The sequence below is a fragment of the Halocalculus aciditolerans genome (assembly GCF_014647475.1).
In the GTDB taxonomy this organism is placed as follows: Archaea; Halobacteriota; Halobacteria; order Halobacteriales; family Halobacteriaceae; genus Halocalculus; species Halocalculus aciditolerans.
Genome location: NZ_BMPG01000003.1, coordinates 219,122 through 236,522, shown reverse-complemented (window position 1 = coordinate 236,522; position 17,401 = coordinate 219,122). Strand labels below are relative to the sequence as shown.

The 17,401-nt window shown below is 72.2% G+C and carries 17 protein-coding genes; 4 read left to right on the top strand and 13 right to left on the bottom strand.

The window, feature by feature from the left end:
• Entirely contained in the window at positions 1 to 1,524 is a 1,524-nt protein-coding gene (locus IEY26_RS12220) for a phosphoenolpyruvate carboxykinase (ATP) (protein WP_188979316.1), read from the top strand.
• Positions 1,525 to 1,593: 69 nt separating this feature from the next.
• Complete coding sequence (locus IEY26_RS12215) at positions 1,594 to 2,619, top strand: M23 family metallopeptidase (RefSeq protein ID WP_188979314.1); 1,026 nt, start codon at positions 1,594 to 1,596, stop codon at positions 2,617 to 2,619.
• Between the two features lie 87 nt (positions 2,620 to 2,706).
• Here IEY26_RS12215 and IEY26_RS12210 read toward each other — a convergent pair whose 3' ends face one another.
• The 12 genes from IEY26_RS12210 to IEY26_RS12160 all read right to left on the bottom strand — a co-directional run bounded on the left by IEY26_RS12210 (position 2,707) and on the right by IEY26_RS12160 (position 14,312).
• The gene (locus IEY26_RS12210) at positions 2,707 to 3,750 is read right to left on the bottom strand and encodes a zinc-dependent alcohol dehydrogenase family protein (protein WP_188979312.1); all 1,044 of its coding nucleotides are present in this window, start codon (positions 3,748 to 3,750) and stop codon (positions 2,707 to 2,709) included.
• 291 nt (positions 3,751 to 4,041) lie between these two features.
• On the bottom strand, positions 4,042 to 5,598 hold the full coding sequence (locus IEY26_RS12205; RefSeq protein WP_188979310.1) for a cobyric acid synthase: 1,557 nt from the start codon (positions 5,596 to 5,598) through the stop codon (positions 4,042 to 4,044).
• Positions 5,598 to 6,377: a cob(I)yrinic acid a,c-diamide adenosyltransferase gene (locus IEY26_RS12200; protein WP_188979308.1), complete on the bottom strand. Its 780-nt coding sequence runs from the start codon at positions 6,375 to 6,377 to the stop codon at positions 5,598 to 5,600. Before IEY26_RS12200 ends, IEY26_RS12205 begins: the two co-directional genes overlap by 1 nt.
• Before the next feature lie 15 nt (positions 6,378 to 6,392).
• Positions 6,393 to 7,691: a cobyrinic acid a,c-diamide synthase gene (locus tag IEY26_RS12195; RefSeq protein ID WP_188979306.1), complete on the bottom strand. Its 1,299-nt coding sequence runs from the start codon at positions 7,689 to 7,691 to the stop codon at positions 6,393 to 6,395.
• Positions 7,688 to 8,398 (bottom strand): adenosylcobinamide amidohydrolase, encoded by a 711-nt coding sequence (locus IEY26_RS12190; protein WP_188979305.1) that lies wholly within the window; start codon positions 8,396 to 8,398, stop codon positions 7,688 to 7,690. The genes IEY26_RS12195 and IEY26_RS12190 overlap by 4 nt, the downstream gene beginning before the upstream one ends.
• Positions 8,391 to 9,398, bottom strand: coding sequence for a threonine-phosphate decarboxylase (locus tag IEY26_RS12185; RefSeq protein ID WP_188979304.1), 1,008 nt, complete (start codon positions 9,396 to 9,398; stop codon positions 8,391 to 8,393). The genes IEY26_RS12190 and IEY26_RS12185 overlap by 8 nt, the downstream gene beginning before the upstream one ends.
• Positions 9,388 to 10,401: a nicotinate-nucleotide--dimethylbenzimidazole phosphoribosyltransferase gene (locus IEY26_RS12180; protein WP_188979303.1), complete on the bottom strand. Its 1,014-nt coding sequence runs from the start codon at positions 10,399 to 10,401 to the stop codon at positions 9,388 to 9,390. Before IEY26_RS12180 ends, IEY26_RS12185 begins: the two co-directional genes overlap by 11 nt.
• The gene (locus tag IEY26_RS12175; RefSeq protein ID WP_188979832.1) at positions 10,398 to 10,949 is read right to left on the bottom strand and encodes an NTP transferase domain-containing protein; all 552 of its coding nucleotides are present in this window, start codon (positions 10,947 to 10,949) and stop codon (positions 10,398 to 10,400) included. Before IEY26_RS12175 ends, IEY26_RS12180 begins: the two co-directional genes overlap by 4 nt.
• Positions 10,949 to 11,704, bottom strand: a complete 756-nt coding sequence (cobS, locus tag IEY26_RS12170; RefSeq protein ID WP_188979302.1) for an adenosylcobinamide-GDP ribazoletransferase — start codon at positions 11,702 to 11,704, stop codon at positions 10,949 to 10,951. The genes IEY26_RS12175 and cobS overlap by 1 nt, the downstream gene beginning before the upstream one ends.
• Positions 11,695 to 12,594, bottom strand: a complete 900-nt coding sequence (gene cbiB / locus IEY26_RS12165) for an adenosylcobinamide-phosphate synthase CbiB (RefSeq protein ID WP_394354829.1) — start codon at positions 12,592 to 12,594, stop codon at positions 11,695 to 11,697. Before cbiB ends, cobS begins: the two co-directional genes overlap by 10 nt.
• Entirely contained in the window at positions 12,588 to 13,214 is a 627-nt protein-coding gene (locus tag IEY26_RS17475; RefSeq protein ID WP_229774088.1) for an HAD family hydrolase, read from the bottom strand. Before IEY26_RS17475 ends, cbiB begins: the two co-directional genes overlap by 7 nt.
• A gap of 6 nt (positions 13,215 to 13,220) precedes the next feature.
• Complete coding sequence (locus IEY26_RS12160; RefSeq protein ID WP_188979300.1) at positions 13,221 to 14,312, bottom strand: PGF-CTERM-anchored ABC transporter substrate-binding protein; 1,092 nt, start codon at positions 14,310 to 14,312, stop codon at positions 13,221 to 13,223.
• A 61-nt stretch (positions 14,313 to 14,373) separates the two neighbouring features.
• On the opposite strand from IEY26_RS12160, the gene btuC reads away from it, so the two are divergent.
• Both btuC and IEY26_RS12150 read left to right on the top strand, forming a co-directional pair.
• Complete coding sequence (gene btuC, locus IEY26_RS12155; protein WP_188979299.1) at positions 14,374 to 15,474, top strand: vitamin B12 ABC transporter permease BtuC; 1,101 nt, start codon at positions 14,374 to 14,376, stop codon at positions 15,472 to 15,474.
• Entirely contained in the window at positions 15,471 to 16,742 is a 1,272-nt protein-coding gene (locus IEY26_RS12150) for a heme ABC transporter ATP-binding protein (protein ID WP_188979298.1), read from the top strand. The genes btuC and IEY26_RS12150 overlap by 4 nt, the downstream gene beginning before the upstream one ends.
• Positions 16,743 to 16,970: 228 nt before the next feature.
• Here IEY26_RS12150 and IEY26_RS12145 read toward each other — a convergent pair whose 3' ends face one another.
• Positions 16,971 to 17,219 carry a hypothetical protein gene (locus IEY26_RS12145; protein ID WP_188979297.1) on the bottom strand — a complete coding sequence of 83 codons (249 nt, stop codon included), beginning with the start codon at positions 17,217 to 17,219 and terminating at the stop codon, positions 16,971 to 16,973.
• Positions 17,220 to 17,401 lie beyond the last annotated feature (182 nt).

Sequence of the window (17,401 nt, the reverse complement as noted above, 5' to 3'; positions counted from 1 at the left end):
ATGGCGACAGACGCCCGGCGGCAGCTCTCGGTCGCCGCGTTCCCGGACCCGCGGGACGCGGCACACGTGACGTACAATCCGACGCTGGACGAACTCCGCGCGTACTCCGAGCACCTGGAGACGACGACGGAGTACGGGTCGCCCTCGTACGTCAGCGACTTCCGCTCGCGCAGTTCCGCTGCGACGAGGGACGCGGTCACGGACGACTTCGACGACACCGACTACGCCGTCCTCACCGAGGGGCTGGAGTGGGTGGAGAACGCGGAGAACGACGTGGTGTGTCTCGACCGGCGCGTCGGCCGGAACGAGGCGACGTCGTTCGTCTGCCGGCTCTTCGTTCCCCGCGAGTACGGCCGTATCGCGCTGGCGTGGGCGAAGCTCCTCGAACCCGCGGAACTCGACGCGGGCGAGGAGCCGGACTTCGTGACGGTCCAGGTGCCGGACGCCGACGGCCCGCGCATCCGCGTGCTCCCCGAGGAGGGCGTCACGTCGGTTCTCGGCAGCGACTACACGGGTGAGGCGAAGAAATCCTTCCTCCGGCTCTTCATGTTCCGCGCGAAACAGCAGGGCGGCCTCGGCCTGCACGCGGGTTCGAAGCGCGTGCACCTCGACGACGAGGAGGGCGAGCGCGCCGTGGGCCAGGTCTTCCTCGGGCTGAGCGGCACGGGGAAGTCGACGCTGACGAGTCACGGCCTCTGGCTGGACGAGGGCGAGTCCACGGAGATGCTGCAGGACGACGTCTGCGCGCTCCTCCCGGACGGGACGGTGACGGGGAGCGAGGGCGGCGGCCTCTACATCAAGACCATCGGGCTCGAGGAGTCCGAGCAGCCGGAGCTCTACGGGGCGGCGACGGCGTCCTCGGCGGTGCTGGAGAACGTCGCCGTGGACGCGGACGGCACCGTGCACTTCGACGAGCCGCGCCACGGGAAGAACGCGCGCGCCATCGTCAGCCGCGACGAACTCGACTCCGCGGGCGACGACATCGACCTCGACACCGTCGACCAGCTGTTCTTCATCACGCGGAACCCGCTGATGCCGGCGGCGGCGAAGCTCTCGAACCGGCAGGCCGCCGCGGCGTTCATGCTCGGTGAGTCTATCGAGACGAGCGCGGGCGACCCCAGTCGGGCGGGCGAGTCCATCCGCGTCGTCGGCACGAACCCCTTCATCGTCGGGAGCAAGGGCGAGGAAGGGAACCGGTTCCGCGAGCTCATCGCGGGCCTCGGCATCGACTGCTACGTCATCAACACGGGCTCCGTCGGCACGGCCGACCCCGCGAACGTCGGCGTCGCCGACACCGTGACGCTCCTCGAAGCCATCGCGCGCGGCACCGTCGAGTGGACGACTGACGAGGCGAGCGGGCTCCGCATCCCCGAGCGCGTCCCCGGCCTCGACGTCTCCCGCTTCGACCTCGCCGGGCGCTCGACGGACTACGCCGCCGCCCGCGACGCCCTCCGCGAGGAGCGCGTGGACTACCTCGAACAGTTCGAAATGCTCGACGAGGAGATCCTCGACGCCGTCTACTGACCGCGCCGACGGGTTTTCGCTTCGTGCGGTCCGCGTAAGAGTTAGCATCCCCGGTAGCGAGGAGACGGTATGGTGACCCCTTCGGGGAGCGACGCGCCGCGCCCGCTGCATCGACGCGTCGTCGCCCGACTGGCCGGCGTCAGCGTCTGGGTGATTCTGGGTGTCGGCTTCGCGCTCGGCCTGCTCGTGCAATCCGTCGGCGGGCCGTGGTGGCTCGCCTTCCTCTGCTACCTCATGGCCGGCCTCCTCCCGGTTCTCCTCCAGGCCGTCTCGACAGACGACACCGCGGCCGACATCTCGAATCGGGAGCGCGCGGTCTACACGCTCGCGGTGCTCCGATGGGCGGTCACGCCCTGGGGCGTCCTCGCGCAACTCCGCCAGCTCTGGGGGCAGGTCGTCGCGTACGCCCGGTATCGCGGCGCGATGCCGAACACGGTGCGGGGCGCGCCGAAGACGACGCTGTCCCTCCCGTTCGACGGCGAGTGGACGGTGATGAACGGCGGCGTCGCGAAGGCGACGTCGCACTCGTGGGAGATTCTCTCCCAGCGGTACGCGTACGATTTCGCCGTCACGGACGCCGACGGAGAGAGCCACGCGGGCGACGGCGCGAGCCTCGCCGACTACTACGCGTTCGGCCGGGAGATTCGCGCGCCCGCGGCGGGGACGGTCGTCGCGGTGCGCGACCGCCTCCGGGACTACCCGAAGCCGGGGAGTCTCTGGCTGGAGTGGCGGACGGGAAACGTCGCGGGCAACCACGTCACCATCGAACACGCGGACGGCGAGTACTCCTTCCTCGCGCACCTGAAAGCCGGGAGCACGACCGTCGAACCCGGCGACAGCGTCGAGGCGGGTGACGTCGTCGGGCGCTGTGGGAACTCCGGACACTCCACCGAACCACACCTCCACTACCAGCTCCAGGACGCCGCGAGCTTCTGGACGGCCGCCGGCCTCCCGCCGCGCTTCACCGGCGTCGACGTCGAACGCGATAGCGAGTCCGAGGAGGAGCGCAGCGACGCCGACAGCCGGCCGAGTGAGCCGGCAGCGGGAACGTATCTCGTCGCAGGCGACCGCGTCAGCCGCCGGACCGCCGAGTAGAAACCGCCGTCTGGCTGTTGTGCCACCGAGCACTCGAAGCCGCCGCGGGTGGGCGTTCGTTGCCTGTGGCGGCGCGAGACGGGTGACTCAGTCGTCGAGTTTCACCATCACTTTCACCGCGTCGCGTTCGTCCATGGCCGCGTAGCCGTCGGGGACGCCGTCGAGGTCGACGGTCTTCGTGAAGACCGGGGAGGGGTCGAGGGTGCCCTGGAGGACGTCTGCCATCAGGTCGTCGACGTACTTGCGTACTGGTGCGACGCCGCCTTCGAGGCCGACGTTCTTCCGGAACATCGTGTCGAGGAAGCCCGTGGTCTCGACGCCCTGCGGGACGCCGACGTAGCCGACGGTGCCGCCGGGGCGCGCGACCTCGGCCGCGGTCTCCATGGAGGACTCCGCGCCGACGCATTCGAGGACGTGGTTCGCGCCGCCGTCCGTGAGTTCAATCGCTTCTTCGACGGCGTCCTCGCCGCGGGCGGCGATCACGTCGGTCGCGCCGAACTCGCGAGCGATCTCCAGTCGGTCCTCGTGGTGGCCCATGGCGACGACGCGCTCCGCGCCGAGGCGGGACGCGGCGAGCACGCCGCAGAGGCCGACCGCGCCGTCCCCGACGACGATGGCGGTGTCGCCGGCGTCGACGCCCGCGCTGACGGCGGCGTGGTGGCCCGTGCACATCACGTCCGTGAGCGGGAGGAGGGATTCGAGGACGTCCTCGTCGTCGGCGTACCGGTCCGGGACGCGGACCAGCGTGCCGTCCGCGTGGGGCGCGCGGACTTTTTCCCCTTGTGCGCCCGTGTTCTCGCCGCCCCAGCTCTCGTCGGCGGTGCAGGACGTGTAGAGGCCCTTCCGGCAGAACTCGCACTCCCCACAGGAGATGGAGAACGGCGAGAGCACGCGGTCGCCGGGTTCGAGCGAGGTGACGTCGTCGCCGACCGCCTCGACGACTCCCATGGGTTCGTGGCCGACGCGACCGCCCGCCGGGTAGTCGCTCTCGCCGCGGTAGAACCAGAGGTCGCTCCCGCAGACCGCGGTGTGCGTGATGCGGACGATCGCGTCCGTGGGCGCTTCGAGCTCGGGGTCGGGGACTTCTTCGACTCGGACGTCACCGGGTCCGTGGTAGACGGCTGCGCGCATACACGGTGCTACTCACGGTCGCCCCAAGAGTCGTTGGGCCGAGGAGAGTGCGGCCGCGACTCCCCTAATTAGTCCACGCGGATCGCGCCGTCGCACGCCGGACACGCGCGAGAACTCCCGCTCCCGTCGAGATCGGTCTCACTCCCTGTCCACCCGCAGGTCGGACACTGCGTGTACCCGCTCATGGCTGAATGTTGACGAGTGTAGCTCCAAAAAACCTGCGCGAGCGTCGAAGGTCGTCGGGGTCACGGGAGCGATGCCGCGCAGCGCGTCGGGCGCGTTCGCGCGGGGTCAGAGGAGGTGGCGGAGGCCGAGTCGGTCGAGGTCGAGGTTCGTCTCGACGAGGTCGGCGGCGCGCTCGAAGGCGTCGCCGGGGGACGCCTCCGTCTCGGGCGGGCGCGTGTCGGCGTGGTCGTAGACGGCGTCGCGGAAGGCGGTGCGGACGTTCTCGTTCTCGAAGAGGCCGTGGAGGTAGGTTCCGAGGACGCGGTCGGTGGCGGCGCTCTGCTCGCCGAGCGGGTGAGCGAGGTCGCCGGCGTCGCTCGACTCGCCAGCCGAGAGGGTACCGGTACGACTCGGTTCGGCAGACGAGTCGGTGCCGGTCGGGGTGGTGTGGCCCATGTGGATTTCGTAGCCGGTGGCGGTGCCGGTCGCGCCGGCGATGGGGCCGGTGCCGTCGACGGTGACGGTGGTTCGTTCGAGGTGTTTGTCGGGGCGGAATCGGGTTTCGACGGGGAGGAGGCCGAGGCCGGGGAGGGTGTCGGAGTCGCCGGTGCCCTCGATGTCGGCGTTCGTGAGGCGCTGTCCGAGGAGCTGGTAGCCGCCGCAGAGGCCGACGACGGGGCCGTCGAAGCCGCGGAGGGCGTCGTCGAAGCCGGCGTCGCGGAGGGCGATGCGGTCGTCGACGGTGTTCTTGGTTCCGGGGAGGACGACGGCGTCGGCGTCGGCGAGCGAGGCGTCGAGCGGGAGGTATCGGACGCGGACGCCGGGTTCTGCAGCGAGCGGTTCGAGGTCGGTGAAGTTGGAGATGTGGGGGAGGCGGGGGACGGCGACAGTGATGGACCGTTCGGCGGGAACGTCGTCGTCGCCGAGGGTGGCGTGCTCGCCGGCGTCGGGGAGGGAGAGGGAGTCTTCGGCGGGGAGGCCGGGGTCCTCGTAGGGGAGGACGCCGAGGACGGGGACGCCGGTGCGGGATTCGACCTCGTTGACGCCGGCGTCGAGGAGGGCGGGGTCGCCGCGGAACTTCGTGATCGCCGCACCGACGACGCGCTCGCGGATGTCGTCGGGGAGGAGTTCGAGGGTGCCGTAGAGGCTGGCGAACGCGCCGCCGCGCTCGATGTCGACGAGGAGGAGAATGTCGGCGTCGGCGAACCGCGCGGTTTCGAGGTTGGCGAGGTCGCGGTCGTGGAGGTTGATTTCGGCGATGCTGCCCGCGCCCTCGGCGACGATGACGTCGTGCTCGCGGGCGAGGCGTTCGTAGGAGTCGACGGCGGCGTCGCGCGCGGTCGCCCAGTGCTCCTCGTAGTAGGTGCCAGCCTCGTAGTGGCCGACGGCGTCGCCCTGAAGAATGAGTTGGCTCTCGCCCGCCCCGCGGGGTTTCAAGAGCACGGGGTTGACGTCGGTCGTCGGCGTGACGTCGGCGGCGCGCGCCTGCGTGTGCTGGGAGACACCGATTTCGCCGGGGTCGCCGTCGGGCGTCGCGACGACGCGCGCGTTGTTGCTCATGTTCTGCGCTTTGTAGGGCGCGACGGCGACGCCGCGGCGTGCGAGGAGGCGGCAGAGGCCGGCGGCGACGGTGCTCTTCCCGACGTGGCTCGCCGTCCCCGCGACCAGCAGCGTCTCCGCCATCAGTACTCGGTTCCCTTCCGCGCGCGCTGCCCGGCGTCGATGGGGTGTTTCTCCTTCTGTACCTTCGTCACGAGGTCGGCGTGCTCGTAGAGGTAGTCGGGTTTCGTGTGGCTCCCGGTGAGGACGAGTTCGAGGTCGTCCGGCTTCGACTCCACGAGGTCGACGACGTCGGCTTCGTCGAGGAGGCCCTGGTCGACGGCGTAGAGCGCCTCGTCGAGGATGAGCATGTGCATGCCGTCGTCGGCGGGGCCGTCGAGCGGGAGCGGGCCGTCGACGCCCCCGGCGGCGTCGAGGAGTTCGCGCGCCCGGCGCAGGCCGCCTTCGGCCTTCGCGGCGTGCTCGTCGTCGCTGGAGCCGTCGAGGAGGCCGTGCCAGCCGTAGTGGCCGGTGTTCTCGTAGGAGAAACCGGGGAAGGCGTCGATGGCGTTGTACTCGCCGCGGACGTCCTCGACGCTGGACGCCCCGCCCTTCATGAACTGGAGCATGTGGACGCGGTAGCCGTGGCCGGCCGCCCGGAACCCCATCCCCATCGCCGCGGTGGTCTTCCCCTTCCCGTCCCCCCACCACGCCTGCACGAGCCCGAACGCCTCGGGTTCGGCCGGCTCGACGCCCACCGGCGTCGGATTCCGACCCCGTCCCGGCGTCCGCGCTCGCTGGTCGTCGCCCGCCGTCTGCCCGTCCGCCGTCTGCTTATCCGTCGTTTGCTGGTCCGTCGTCTGTCCGTTCGTTGCCTGTTCGTCTGCGTCGGTCGGTTCGGTCGTGTCAGTTGTGTCGGTCATAGTCGGTGGGTGTCGTTAGAGGTGGTCGACGAAGCGGTCGAACGCGCCGCTGGCGGCGTGGCGGTGGCAGTACGTCCCCAGTGTTTCGTACTCGGTGAGTCCGTCGTGGTCGCCGTCGATGCCGGTGCCGCGTTCGACGTCGAAGGCGTATCGGGCGTCGCCGGCGGGGGTGAGCGAGGAGTAGTGGAACTCGTGGCCGCGCTGACTGTCGCCCGCAGTCGCGGTCGTCCCGTCCGTCGTCGCGCGGAGTTCGACGTGGTCGAGCGCGCGGTAGGTGTCGCGCATCTCCACGCTCGCGGGGAGGACGCCCGCCATCTCGTAGGTGTCGCCACCCGCGGTGGTGAGCGACTCGCAGAGCGCCATCAGGCCGCCGCACTCCCCGAGGATGGGAAGTCCCTCGCTGGCGCGGTCGGTGAGCGTGTCGAGCGCGGGCGACTCCGCGAGCGCGGGAGCGTGGAGTTCGGGGTAGCCGCCGGGGAGGTAGACGCCGTCGCAGGCCGGGAGGTCGTCGCCGGCGACCGGCGAGAACGGCTCGACGCGCGCGCGCTCGCGGAGCCGTTCGAGCACGGCGGGGTACGTGAAGCAGAACGCGTCGTCGCGCGCCACGGCGACCGTGCGCTCCCGGCGTTCGCCGACGGGTTCGGGGTCCGGGCGGGGCGGCTCGCGCGCGACGTCGAGGAGACGCCGGACGCGGATCGACTCGGCGGCGGCGTCGAGGACGTCCGCCTCGAGCGGGGATTCGCTCCCGCGTTCGAGGCCGAGGTGGCGGTCGGGGATCGTGAGGTCGTCCCGCGGCGGAACCCGCCCGAAGTAGGTGAGGCCGTCGGGGAGCGCGTCGCGGATGCCGTCCGCGTGGCGGCCGCCGTGCGCGCGCTGGGCGAGCACGCCCGCGACGTCGACCTCGACACCCGCGTGCGCGGCGTACTCGCGGAAGCCGAGCGCGGTCGCGGCGACGCTCTGCATCCCCGCGCTCGCGTCCACGACGAGCACGACGGGCAGGTCGAGCGCCGCCGCCACGTCGGCCGTGCTCGCCACCGACCCGTCGTAGAGGCCCATCATTCCCTCGACGATACACAGATCGCCGCTTCCGCGGAAGTAGTTCCGCCGCATGCCCTCGTGGCCTTCGAGCCAGGGGTCGAGGGTTCGAGAGGAGCGACCGGTGATGGCGTCGTGGTGGCTGGGGTCGATGAAGTCCGGGCCGGCTTTGGCGGGCTGGACGGTGCGGCCGGCGCGTTCGAGGGCGCGGCAGACGGCGAGCGTCGCGACGGTCTTCCCGACGCCGGACGCCGTCCCGCCGAGCACGACCCCCCTCATACGCTGAAGACCTCCGTGGTTCGCGCGGTGACGACGCCGTACTCGGCGTCGCCGACGGAGTTCGGAATCTCGCGGTCGGCGTAGCGCGACCGGAGACTGGCGCGGACGGCGTCGCGGACGCACGCGCGGGCCGCCGCCCCCACCGCGGTACTGCTCCCCGCGAACGTCGCCGCCTCCCCGGTCGGGTCCGTGCCGGCGATGACCGCGTCGGTCGTCGTTCCGGGGAAACCGGTCTCGGCGAGCAGCGTGGCGGTCTTCGCCTCGACGGCGACCGAGAGGAGCGTCGCGAGGCCGGCGTCGTCGAGCGCGCGCGTCGTCCCCACGACGACGTTCACGGTTCCCGCGCGCGGTTCGTCCGTCTCCGGCTCTCGACCGGCTGCTCGCTCGGTCTCGTCCGCCGCCATCGGGAGGGCGGCGGGGTTGGAGACGCCGGCGGTGGCGTAGGCAGTGACGCTCTCGTCGCGCGCGCCGCGGGCGTGCGTCGCGTCGACGCCGGTGAGGAGCGTCGGCCCCGTGGTGTCGAACCCGGCTTCCGCGCGGCGCTCGGCGGCGTACGCCGTCAGGTCCGTTCGCGTCCACCCCTCGGGGACAGAGATATTGTAGGCGGCGTCGGCGTCGGCGTAGCCGCCGTCCCAGCCGGTGGAGAGCCAGCGCGCGCCCGGAGCGCCGACGCGGAGGACGCTCTCACGGATCGCGCCGTCAAACATCGAGCGCCTCCAGGAGTCGGTCGTTCTCCTCTCGCGTGCGCACGGCGACGCGAACGTGGGAGTCGAGGCCGCGGAAGGTCGTCGCGTCTCGTACGGCGACGCCACGCTCGCGCGCCGTCCCGACGACCTCGCCGACGTCTCGGCTTCCTACGTCGAGCAGGAGGAACGGGGAGTCCGAGGGGAATACGTCGTAATGCTCGTCGAGCGCGCGGCGGAGGCGCTCGCGCTCCCGGCGGACGCGCCGGCGGGTGTCGGCGACGAATCCCTCGTCCCGCATGCAGTGTTCGCCGACGGCGAGCGCCGGCGCGCCGAGGTTCCACGTGCGGCGCGCGGCGGCGAGTCTTTCGTACTCGTCGCCGGTGGCGACGGCGAACCCCGCGCGGATTCCCGGCAGCCCGAGGAGCTTGGTGAGCGAGCGCGCGACGACGACGCCGTCCCGGCCGGCGAGCGAGGGCGAACCAGTGAAGCCGAGGAAGGCCTCGTCGACGAGGAGCGGCGTTCCCGCGCGCGCACAGCGGTCGGCGAACGCGCGGAGGGCGTCGGGGTCGTAACACTCTCCGGTCGGGTTGTTCGGGTTGCAGACGACGGCGAGCGCGTACTCGCTCGGGTCAGTGCCCAGAATCTCGTCGTGCGGGACGAAATCGGGCGTCGCGCCTTGGAGGCGGACTTCGCGGGCGTACTCGGCGAAGCTCGGCGCGGGCACGAGCGCGTCGTCGCCCGCAGTGACGGACACCTCGATAGCGAGGCGGATGGCGGCGAGGCCGCCGGGCGTCGAGACGACATTCTCCCGTGCACACCCGACGTAGTCGGCGGCGGCGTCGCGGTACGCGCGCGGCGGCTCCTCCGGATACGTGCGGGCGGCGTCGAGCGCGGCCGCGTAGACCTCGCGGACGCCGTCGGGAACCCGCGGGTTGGTGTTCGCGCTGAAGTCCACGAGGTCGGGGTCGTCGCTGCTCCCGTGGGGTTCGCGGCCGACGCGGCGGACGGCGTCAGGCTCCATCGAGACCACCTCGCTCCTCGCCCACGAGGTCGTCGTAGCGTTCGACGAGGCGGGCGCGGACGTCGGCCATCGGGATATTGGCCTCTCGGGCGAGGTGGAGCGCGCCGCCCATGCCGACGCCTTCCTTGGCGACGCCGGCGAGGTAGTGTTCCGTGGCGACGTGGTCGGTCCGCTCGAAGCCGGGGTCGGAGACGCGGAGGTCGAGGCCGAGGTCGGCGGCGGCGGCGTCGAGGTCGACGGTGTCGTCGTCGGCGACGAACGAGGTCGTGGCGAGCGTGAACTCCTCGCGGACGCCGCGGTGGCGGACGAGGGTGGCGGCGGCGAGCATCTGGGTGCCGCCGGCGACGGTGACGTTCTTCCCGGCGTCGAGCGCGCCGTCGACGAGGCCGGCGGTGGCGGCGAGCGTGGGGTCGCCCATGCGGCGGACGGCCTCGATGGGGTCGCCGGCGAGGTCTCCGGGGGCGAGGTCGCTGGCGTCGAGGCCTGCGGCGACGACCTCGCGTTTGAGCGCGAGCGGGTTGGTGGGAAGCGAAGAAGAAACGCCGTACTCCTCGCCGAGCGCGCGGAGGACGCCGAGCGCGGTCGTCGTGCCGCCGGGGATGGTTTCGCCGACGACGAGGCGGGTGTCCGGGTGGCCGCAGGCGTACTCGGCGGCGGCGTCGAATATTTGGGGAGCGTTCGGCACGGGCTCGGGGGTTCGAATGTCGCCGCCGGGTCGGTCGCCGAGGCGGACGGCGGGCGCGGCGGTCCGGGCGGCGAGGCCGGCGTCGAGCGTGACGGCGTCGAATCCGACGAGTTCGCGGACGGCGCGCGTCACGAGGCCGGGCGTCGGGCAGCCGTCGGGGCTGACCGGGACGTGCGGGGCGAAGACGGGGCGGCCGTAGGCGAGGAGTTCGGCGTCGGCGGCGGGCGTCTGCGCCATCAGTTCGGGGGTCGCGCCGGCGGCGCTGATGCCGTCGATGGTCGCCGTCTCGGTGTTTCCGGCGACGAGGAGGACGGTCACAGCAGGGCCTCCGCGAGCGCGGCGTCGGTTCGGCGGTTCACGTTGACTGCGTAGCGTGCGTCGTAGCTGAGGTGCATGGTTTCGGTGTCGGCGTCGGCGACGACGTTGACGCCCGTGGGGGCGAGTTCGCGGCCGTCGCGTTCGTAAGTCGTGTCGGCGCTCGCGCCGAGCCGGCGTTTCAGCGCGGCGGGCACGCAGACCTGGACGGAGTCAGTCACGGAGAGGGCGAGGACGCGGTCGACGGCGATGGCGTCGAGGAGCGGGAGGTCGGCAGCGACGGTGAGAACGGGGGAGTCGACGGCGTCGAGGGCGACGCCGAGGTCCGCGACGTACCCCGCTCCGGGAGTCTCCAAGAGGTCGACGTCGGCGGGGTGTGCGTCGAGGTGCGCGGCCGTGTCGGGCGTGGCGGGCGTGACGGCCGCCGTGACGGAGTCGACGCGGCTCGCGTCGAGCGCGTCGAGCACGAAGTCCACCATCGGCCGGCCCGCCACGGGGTAGAGCGGTTTTTCCTTCTCTGTGTCGAGGCGGGTGCCGCGGCCGCCGCACATCACCAGAGCGTCCACGCAATCACCCCCGTGAGGAGCGCGGCGAGGCGCGCGAGCTCGTTCGACGCGCCGACGACGTCGCCGTTGCTGCCGCCGAGCCGCCGGGACGCCCACGCGAGTACGCAGAGCGCCGCGAGACCGGCGGCGGCGAGCGCGACGGCGGCGGCCGGGTTCGGGTACGTCGCGAGCGCGGCGGGGAGGGCGACGAGAACCGGAAGCAGGAGCGAGCGGGCGTCGTGGGCGTCGCTGACGGCGGCCCCGAGGCCGTCGTGGGTGGCGTCGCCGAGGCAGGCGACGGTCGCCATGGCGAGTTTCGCGCCGACTTCGGCGGCGACGACGAGGCCGACGGCGCGGACGGGGAGGGCGGCGAGGCGGGCGACGGCCGTCCACGTGCCGAGGAGGACGAGACCGAGGGCGAGCACGGCACCGACGCCGACGGCGGAGTCTTTGAGGACTTCGCGGCGGCGGTCGACGTCGCCGTGGACGGCCGCGGCGTCCCCGAGGTCTGCGACGGCGTCGGCGTGCGCGACGCCCGTCACGGCGTAGACCGCGAGGAGGAAGGCGAACGCGGTGAGGTCCGCCTCCAGACCGAGGAAGGAGCCAATGAGGACGGGCAGGGCGAGCGCGACGCCGACGGGGTAGCCGGCGAGCGGGAAGGCGGCGGGCGTGGCGCAGAACGCCTCCCACGCGCGCGGCGTGCGACCGACTGGGAGGCGGGTGAGGAAGCCGAGCGCGCCGCGGAGCGCGGTCAGAACCACGCGCCCACCCCCGCGAGGACGAACGCGACGATGCACGCCCGGTCGACGAGGCGGACGCCCCGTTCGGCGTCGTCCGTCGTCGGGAGGGCGGCGGCCGGGTTGAGCGCGTAGACGCCGGGTTTCGCGAGTTCGACGTCGAGGGCGGCGGCGAGCGTCGCCATCGGCCAGCCGGAGTTCGGCGAGGGCGGCTCGCGCGCCCACTCGAGAGCGCGTGTGAGCGCGCCGGGGTCGAGCGCCGCGGCGGCGATGAGGCCGGCGCTGACGCGCGCGGGCAGCCACATGACGAGGTCGTCGAGGCGCGCGCTCGCGGTGCCGTGGGGTTTCGACGGGTAGCCGAGGACGGAGTCGTGCGTGTTCACGGCCTTCACCCAGACGGCGGCGGCGACGCCGACGGCGAGCGAGAGCGGTGCGGCGAGAGCGAAGGCGAGGAGCGGGGCGACGAGGCCGTCGGCGAGGTTCTCGGCGGCGCTCTCCACGGCGGCGCTGCGGAGTTCGCTCTCGGAGAGTTCGGTCGTGTCGCGGCCGACGAGCCCGCGGATCGTCGTGCGAGCCGACTCGTCGCCGGCGTCGACGCCGGTGACGACGTCGCCGGCGAGGTCGACGAGCATCCGGCGGCTCGTCGTCGCGAACAGCCAGAGGCCGGCGAGGAGCGCCGGCAGGAGGGAGTGGACGCGCGCCGCGCCGAAGACGGTGAGCGCGGCGAGCGCGGCGGCGACGAGCGGGAGGGTGAGCGCGATACTCCCGCCGACGAGCCGGGGGGCGCGCCACTGGCGGTCGAGCGCGGTGACGACTCGCCCGTAGTACGCGACCGGGTGGGCGCGCGCCGGCGGCTCGGAGAACGCCGCGTCGAGCAGGAAAGCGAGCGCGACGGCGGCGAGCGAGCTCAACACGACAGCGCCTCCACTCGCTCGGGGACGCGTCGGAGCGGGGTGTCGTCGAGGGAGAGGAAAGTGCCGCCGGCGGCGGTGACGCCGCCGTCGGTGGCGGGGTCGTCGCCGACGTGCACGAGGTCGGCGACGGAGCCGCCGAGGGCGTCCGCGACGGCCGCGAACGCCCGCGGGTCGGGTTTCCGCCATCCGCAGTCGACGCTGACGACGACGGCGTCGAAGCGGTCGCTGTCGAGCGCGGACGCGTCGAGGGCGCGCGTCGCGAGGCCGGGGACGCTACAGTTCGAGAGCACGCCGACCGGGCCGCGGGCGGCGGCGGCTTCGACGGCGTCGAGCGCGCCCGCCCGAGTGTCGATGTCGCCGTCGAACGCGGCGGTGACGGCCGCAGCGACGCGGTCGCGCGACGCGGCGACGCCGCGACTGTCGAGCGCGGCGAGGACGTGGTCGAAGAGTGAGATTTCCCGTCCCGGTTCGAGCGGGACGTGGGGTTCGCGGTAGGCCTCGTTCCACGCGTCGGGCACGCGGACGCCGCGCGCGGCGAGTTCGTCGGCGACGGCGGCGGCCGGGTTGGCGGGGCGGGCGGCGTCGACGAGCGTGCCGAAGAGGTCGAACGAGGCGAGCATTCGTTGTCAGTGGAAGCGGCGGGTCGCGACGGCGAGCGCGGCGAGGAGACCGACGAGCGCGCCGGCGACGCCGAAGCCGGGCGACGTCGCCGAGGTCGTTTCGGTGGCGGGCGTCGTGGTCGCGTTCGCCTGCGTGGTCGTCGATTCACTCGCCTGCGTGGTCGTTGTCGCGTTCGCGGCTTCCCACGCGTCGGGGTGCATCGCCTTCGCGAGTTTCGTAATCGGCTGGACGACGCGCGGCGCGGGCTGGTTCAGGTAGTTGTAGTCGAGGACGATGACGTTCCCGTTCTTCACGGCGTCGGTGCTGTTGTAGGCGGCGTTCTTCGGGACGGTCGGGTCCTGGCTGTTCCGCATGATCCACTGCGGGTTCTGCTCGACGACGGTCTCCTGGTTGATCTGCGCGTAGCCGCTGATGCCGGCTTCGGCGGCGACGTTCGTCCCGCCGGCCGTCTCGATAATCTTGTTGATGAAGGTGTCGTCGCCGGCGGTGTAGCCGAAGAACGTGTAGAGGACGCCGGGGCGTTCCTGGCCGTCGACGGCGGTACGGACGGTGTCCAGTTCCGACTCCATCTCGGCGACCGTCTCGTTCGCGCCGTCGCATTCGCCGACGAGCTGCCCGGTGACGAGCGTCTGCTCCTCGATGGTCGAGACGGAGTCCGCGGGCGGGTAGTGGTAGACGGTGAGGTTCGCCGCGCGGAGCGTGTCGACCGTCTCGTTCGAGATGGTGTCGGGAGCGAGGACGAGGTCGGGTTCGAGCGAGATGACGCGCTCCTGGTCGATGTAGGAGTCCCCCGCGCCGGAGACGTTCACCCGACTGCTCGCGCCGTCGAGGTAGCTCGCGTACTGAGTGACGCCGACGACTTTGCCTTCCGCGCCGATCTCCCACATCGTCTGAGCGGCGCTCGGGCTGAGCGTGACGACGCGCTCGGGCGGCTCGTCGAGCGTCACGTTCTGCCCGGTCGCGTCCGTGACGGAGACCGGGTAGCCGCAGGTGACGGTGGTCTGGTCGTGTGTCGTTCCGGTCGCGGCTGCCGCCGGCGCGGCCCCCGCGAGAAGGAGGAGAGAAACCACGACGACGACCGAGAGTCGCTGATGCATCACCCCACTCAAGGCGGCATTACAATAAATATTTAGCTATCGAAAGTAGACTTTACTTCAGATGCGAGCGGGACTCAAAGTCGGCGGCTGGTCGGCCGGCCTCGCCGCGCTCCTCGTCGCGAGCGTCCTCGTGAGCGCCGGCATCGGCTCCGTCTCCATCCCCGCGCTCACCGTCGCCCAGGTCTGCTTGAACGCCCTCGTCCTCCCCACCTCCCTCTCGCTCCACGGCGGCGGCCACACCGTCGCCGGCGTCGCTCTCCCCGCTCTCTCCGTCAGCACGACGCACGTCTTCCACTTCCAGACGCCCGAAACGAGCCGCATCATCGTCACGACGATCCGCCTCCCGCGAATCGTCCTCGCCGCGCTCGTCGGGTTCGCGCTCGCGCTCGCCGGCACCGTCATGCAGGGGTTCTTCCGCAACCCGATGGCCGACCCGTCCATCATCGGCGTCTCCTCCGGCGCGGCCGTCGGCGCGGTCACCGTCATCACCGTCGGCGTCAGCCTCCCGTTCGGCCTCGGCCTCCACGGCGCGGCGTTCCTCGGCGGCCTCCTCGCCGCCTTCGGCATCTACGCGCTCGGCAGCCGCGCCGGCCACACCCCCGTCACCACCCTCTTACTCGCCGGCGTCGCCGTCGAGACCTTCCTCGGTGCCGTCATCTCCTTCATGCTCGTCGAGAGCGGGAACGAACTCCGAACCGCGATGTACTGGCTCATGGGCCACCTCCAGAACGCCGGCTGGGGCGACGTCGCCGCCACCGCCCTCACCCTCCCCCTCCTCTTCGGCGTCCTCCTCGGCTACCGCCGCCACCTCAACGTCCTCCTCCTCGGCGAGCAGGACGCCCAGACGCTCGGCATCGAGGTCGAACGCACGAAACGCATCCTCCTCGCCGTCTCCGCGCTCGTCACCGCCATCGCCGTCTCCGTCTCCGGCGTCATCGGCTTCGTCGGCCTCGTCGTCCCGCACGTCATGCGCCTGCTCGTCGGCCCCGACCACCGCATCCTCCTCCCCACGAGCGCGCTCGCCGGCGCGTCCTTCCTCGTCGCCGCCGACACCGTCGCGCGCTCCGGCCCCGCCCAGCTCCCCGTCGGCATCGTCACCGCCTTCGTCGGCGCGCCCTTCTTCCTCTACCTCCTCCGCAGACGCGAGGTGTCCCAGCTATGACGGGCGCGCGAATCACCGCCGACGACCTCCGCGTCGACCGCGGCGACCTCACCGTCCTCGACGGCCTCGACGTCGACATCGACGCCGGGCGGTTCGTCGGCCTCATCGGCCCGAACGGCGCGGGGAAGACCACGCTCCTCCGGACGCTCGCCGGGACGCTCACGCCGGCCGCCGGCCGCGTCCGCGTCGCCGACCTCGACGTCCAGGCGGCGTCCGCGCGCGCCGTCGGCCGCCGCGTCGCCGTCGTCCCCCAAGACACGACCGTCGCCTTCGACTTCTCCGTGCGCGACGTCGTCGCGATGGGGCGGATGCCCTACCACTCGATGTTCAAAGAGACGGACGACGCCGACCGCGAAGCCGTCGACGCCGCGATGGAGCGCACGAGCGTGACGCAGTTCGCCGACCGCTCCATCGACGCCGTGAGCGGCGGGGAGCGCCAGCGCGTCCTCCTCGCGCGCGCGCTCGCACAGGAGACCCCCGTCCTCCTCCTCGACGAACCGACGGGGAGCCTCGACATCGACCACCAGGTCCGCACGCTCGAACTCGTCCGCGACCTCGTCGAAGACGGGAAAACCGCCGTCGCGGCCATCCACGACCTCGACCTCGCGGCGCGCTACTGCGACGACCTCCTCCTCCTCTCGGACGGCCGCGCGCTCGCCGCCGGCCCGCCCGAGGACGTGCTCACCGCGCCGCGGCTCGCCGAATCCTTCGACGCGAACGCCGTCGTCACCGACGACACCGTCACCGGCACGCCCGCCGTCACCGCGCTCCCCGACGCGGGCGACGCCGAGGGCCGCGTCCACGTCGTCGGCGGCGGCGGCAGCGCCGCACGCTTGCTCTACGCGCTCACCACGGCCGGCTACGACGTCACCATCGGCGCGCTCGCCGTCGGCGACGCCGACCACCGAACGGCGAAGGCGCTCGACGTCCCCGCCGTCACCGTCCCGCCGCACGCGCCCGTCGACGCCGCGGCCGCCGACCGCGTCGGAGCGTGCGTCGCCGACGCCGACGTCACGGTCGTCACCGACGTGGAAGTGAGCCGCGGGAACCGCCGGAACCTCGACGCCGCCGCGCGCGCCGACGCCCTCGTCGTCGTCGAAGACCGCCCGTTCGACGAACGCAACCACGACGGCGACGCCGCCCGCGAACGCTACGACCGCCTCCGCTCGCGCGGCCGCGTCGTCACGCCCGACAGCGCACTCGACGCTATCGCGGACGCGCTCGACGCGTCGACGCCGGACCGCCGACTCCTCGGCGCAGACGACTAACCCGAGCGCTCGACTGCTGGCGGGGAACACGACCGGCCCGCAAAAGGAACCCGGACGCCCGAGGGGGAGTGCGGACGTCCGGCGGCTGGTGCGAAGCGCAGGGGGGGAGCTGCGTCACAGCGTGACTCGGGATGGACGACCGAGCCACCTCCCCCTACACGGGGCGCGAACTTGAAACGACAGTCGCGGTTTCACGCGATGAGAACGGCGGACGCCGCGGGGTCGCGGCTACTCGGCGTCGAGGCCGAGTCGGCTGAAGACCTGGGGCATCCAGTCGGGTTCGTCGTACGTCGACTCGACGAGGACGGCCGTCCCGCCGTCGATGCGGTAGACCCAGGTTTCGCCGCGCGAGGAGACGCGGAGTTCGGGCGGGTCGACCGATTTGTCGCCGACGACCTCCGCCGTCTGCCCGCCGCCGACCGAAACCGTCCGACTCCCGACCTTCTCCGAACCCGTCTCTGACGTCGATGAGTCCATACAGCTAGATGGAAGCGGACCGGGATAAACGCACGGCAGAGCGGACGGGGAAATCAGGAGTGGGGAGTGAGAGGGCGGTCAACCGAGGTTCACCCGACGTGAGAATCCATCGCGAGACCCGGAAGGAAAGTCGAGTATGGGGGGTCACACGTGGTCGCTGTAGGTGAAGCCTTATTGGCCGT

Coding starts and splice junctions, on each gene's coding strand:
- IEY26_RS12220 (WP_188979316.1), top strand. CDS start 1: ATGGCGACAGACGCCCGGCGGCAGCTCTCGGTCGCCGCGTTCCCGGAC.
- IEY26_RS12215 (WP_188979314.1), top strand. CDS start 1,594: ATGGTGACCCCTTCGGGGAGCGACGCGCCGCGCCCGCTGCATCGACGC.
- IEY26_RS12210 (WP_188979312.1), bottom strand. CDS start 3,750: ATGCGCGCAGCCGTCTACCACGGACCCGGTGACGTCCGAGTCGAAGAA.
- IEY26_RS12205 (WP_188979310.1), bottom strand. CDS start 5,598: ATGGCGGAGACGCTGCTGGTCGCGGGGACGGCGAGCCACGTCGGGAAG.
- IEY26_RS12200 (WP_188979308.1), bottom strand. CDS start 6,377: ATGACCGACACAACTGACACGACCGAACCGACCGACGCAGACGAACAG.
- IEY26_RS12195 (WP_188979306.1), bottom strand. CDS start 7,691: ATGAGGGGGGTCGTGCTCGGCGGGACGGCGTCCGGCGTCGGGAAGACC.
- IEY26_RS12190 (WP_188979305.1), bottom strand. CDS start 8,398: ATGTTTGACGGCGCGATCCGTGAGAGCGTCCTCCGCGTCGGCGCTCCG.
- IEY26_RS12185 (WP_188979304.1), bottom strand. CDS start 9,398: ATGGAGCCTGACGCCGTCCGCCGCGTCGGCCGCGAACCCCACGGGAGC.
- IEY26_RS12175 (WP_188979832.1), bottom strand. CDS start 10,949: ATGTGCGGCGGCCGCGGCACCCGCCTCGACACAGAGAAGGAAAAACCG.
- IEY26_RS17475 (WP_229774088.1), bottom strand. CDS start 13,214: ATGCTCGCCTCGTTCGACCTCTTCGGCACGCTCGTCGACGCCGCCCGC.
- IEY26_RS12160 (WP_188979300.1), bottom strand. CDS start 14,312: ATGCATCAGCGACTCTCGGTCGTCGTCGTGGTTTCTCTCCTCCTTCTC.
- btuC (WP_188979299.1), top strand. CDS start 14,374: ATGCGAGCGGGACTCAAAGTCGGCGGCTGGTCGGCCGGCCTCGCCGCG.
- IEY26_RS12150 (WP_188979298.1), top strand. CDS start 15,471: ATGACGGGCGCGCGAATCACCGCCGACGACCTCCGCGTCGACCGCGGC.
- IEY26_RS12145 (WP_188979297.1), bottom strand. CDS start 17,219: ATGGACTCATCGACGTCAGAGACGGGTTCGGAGAAGGTCGGGAGTCGG.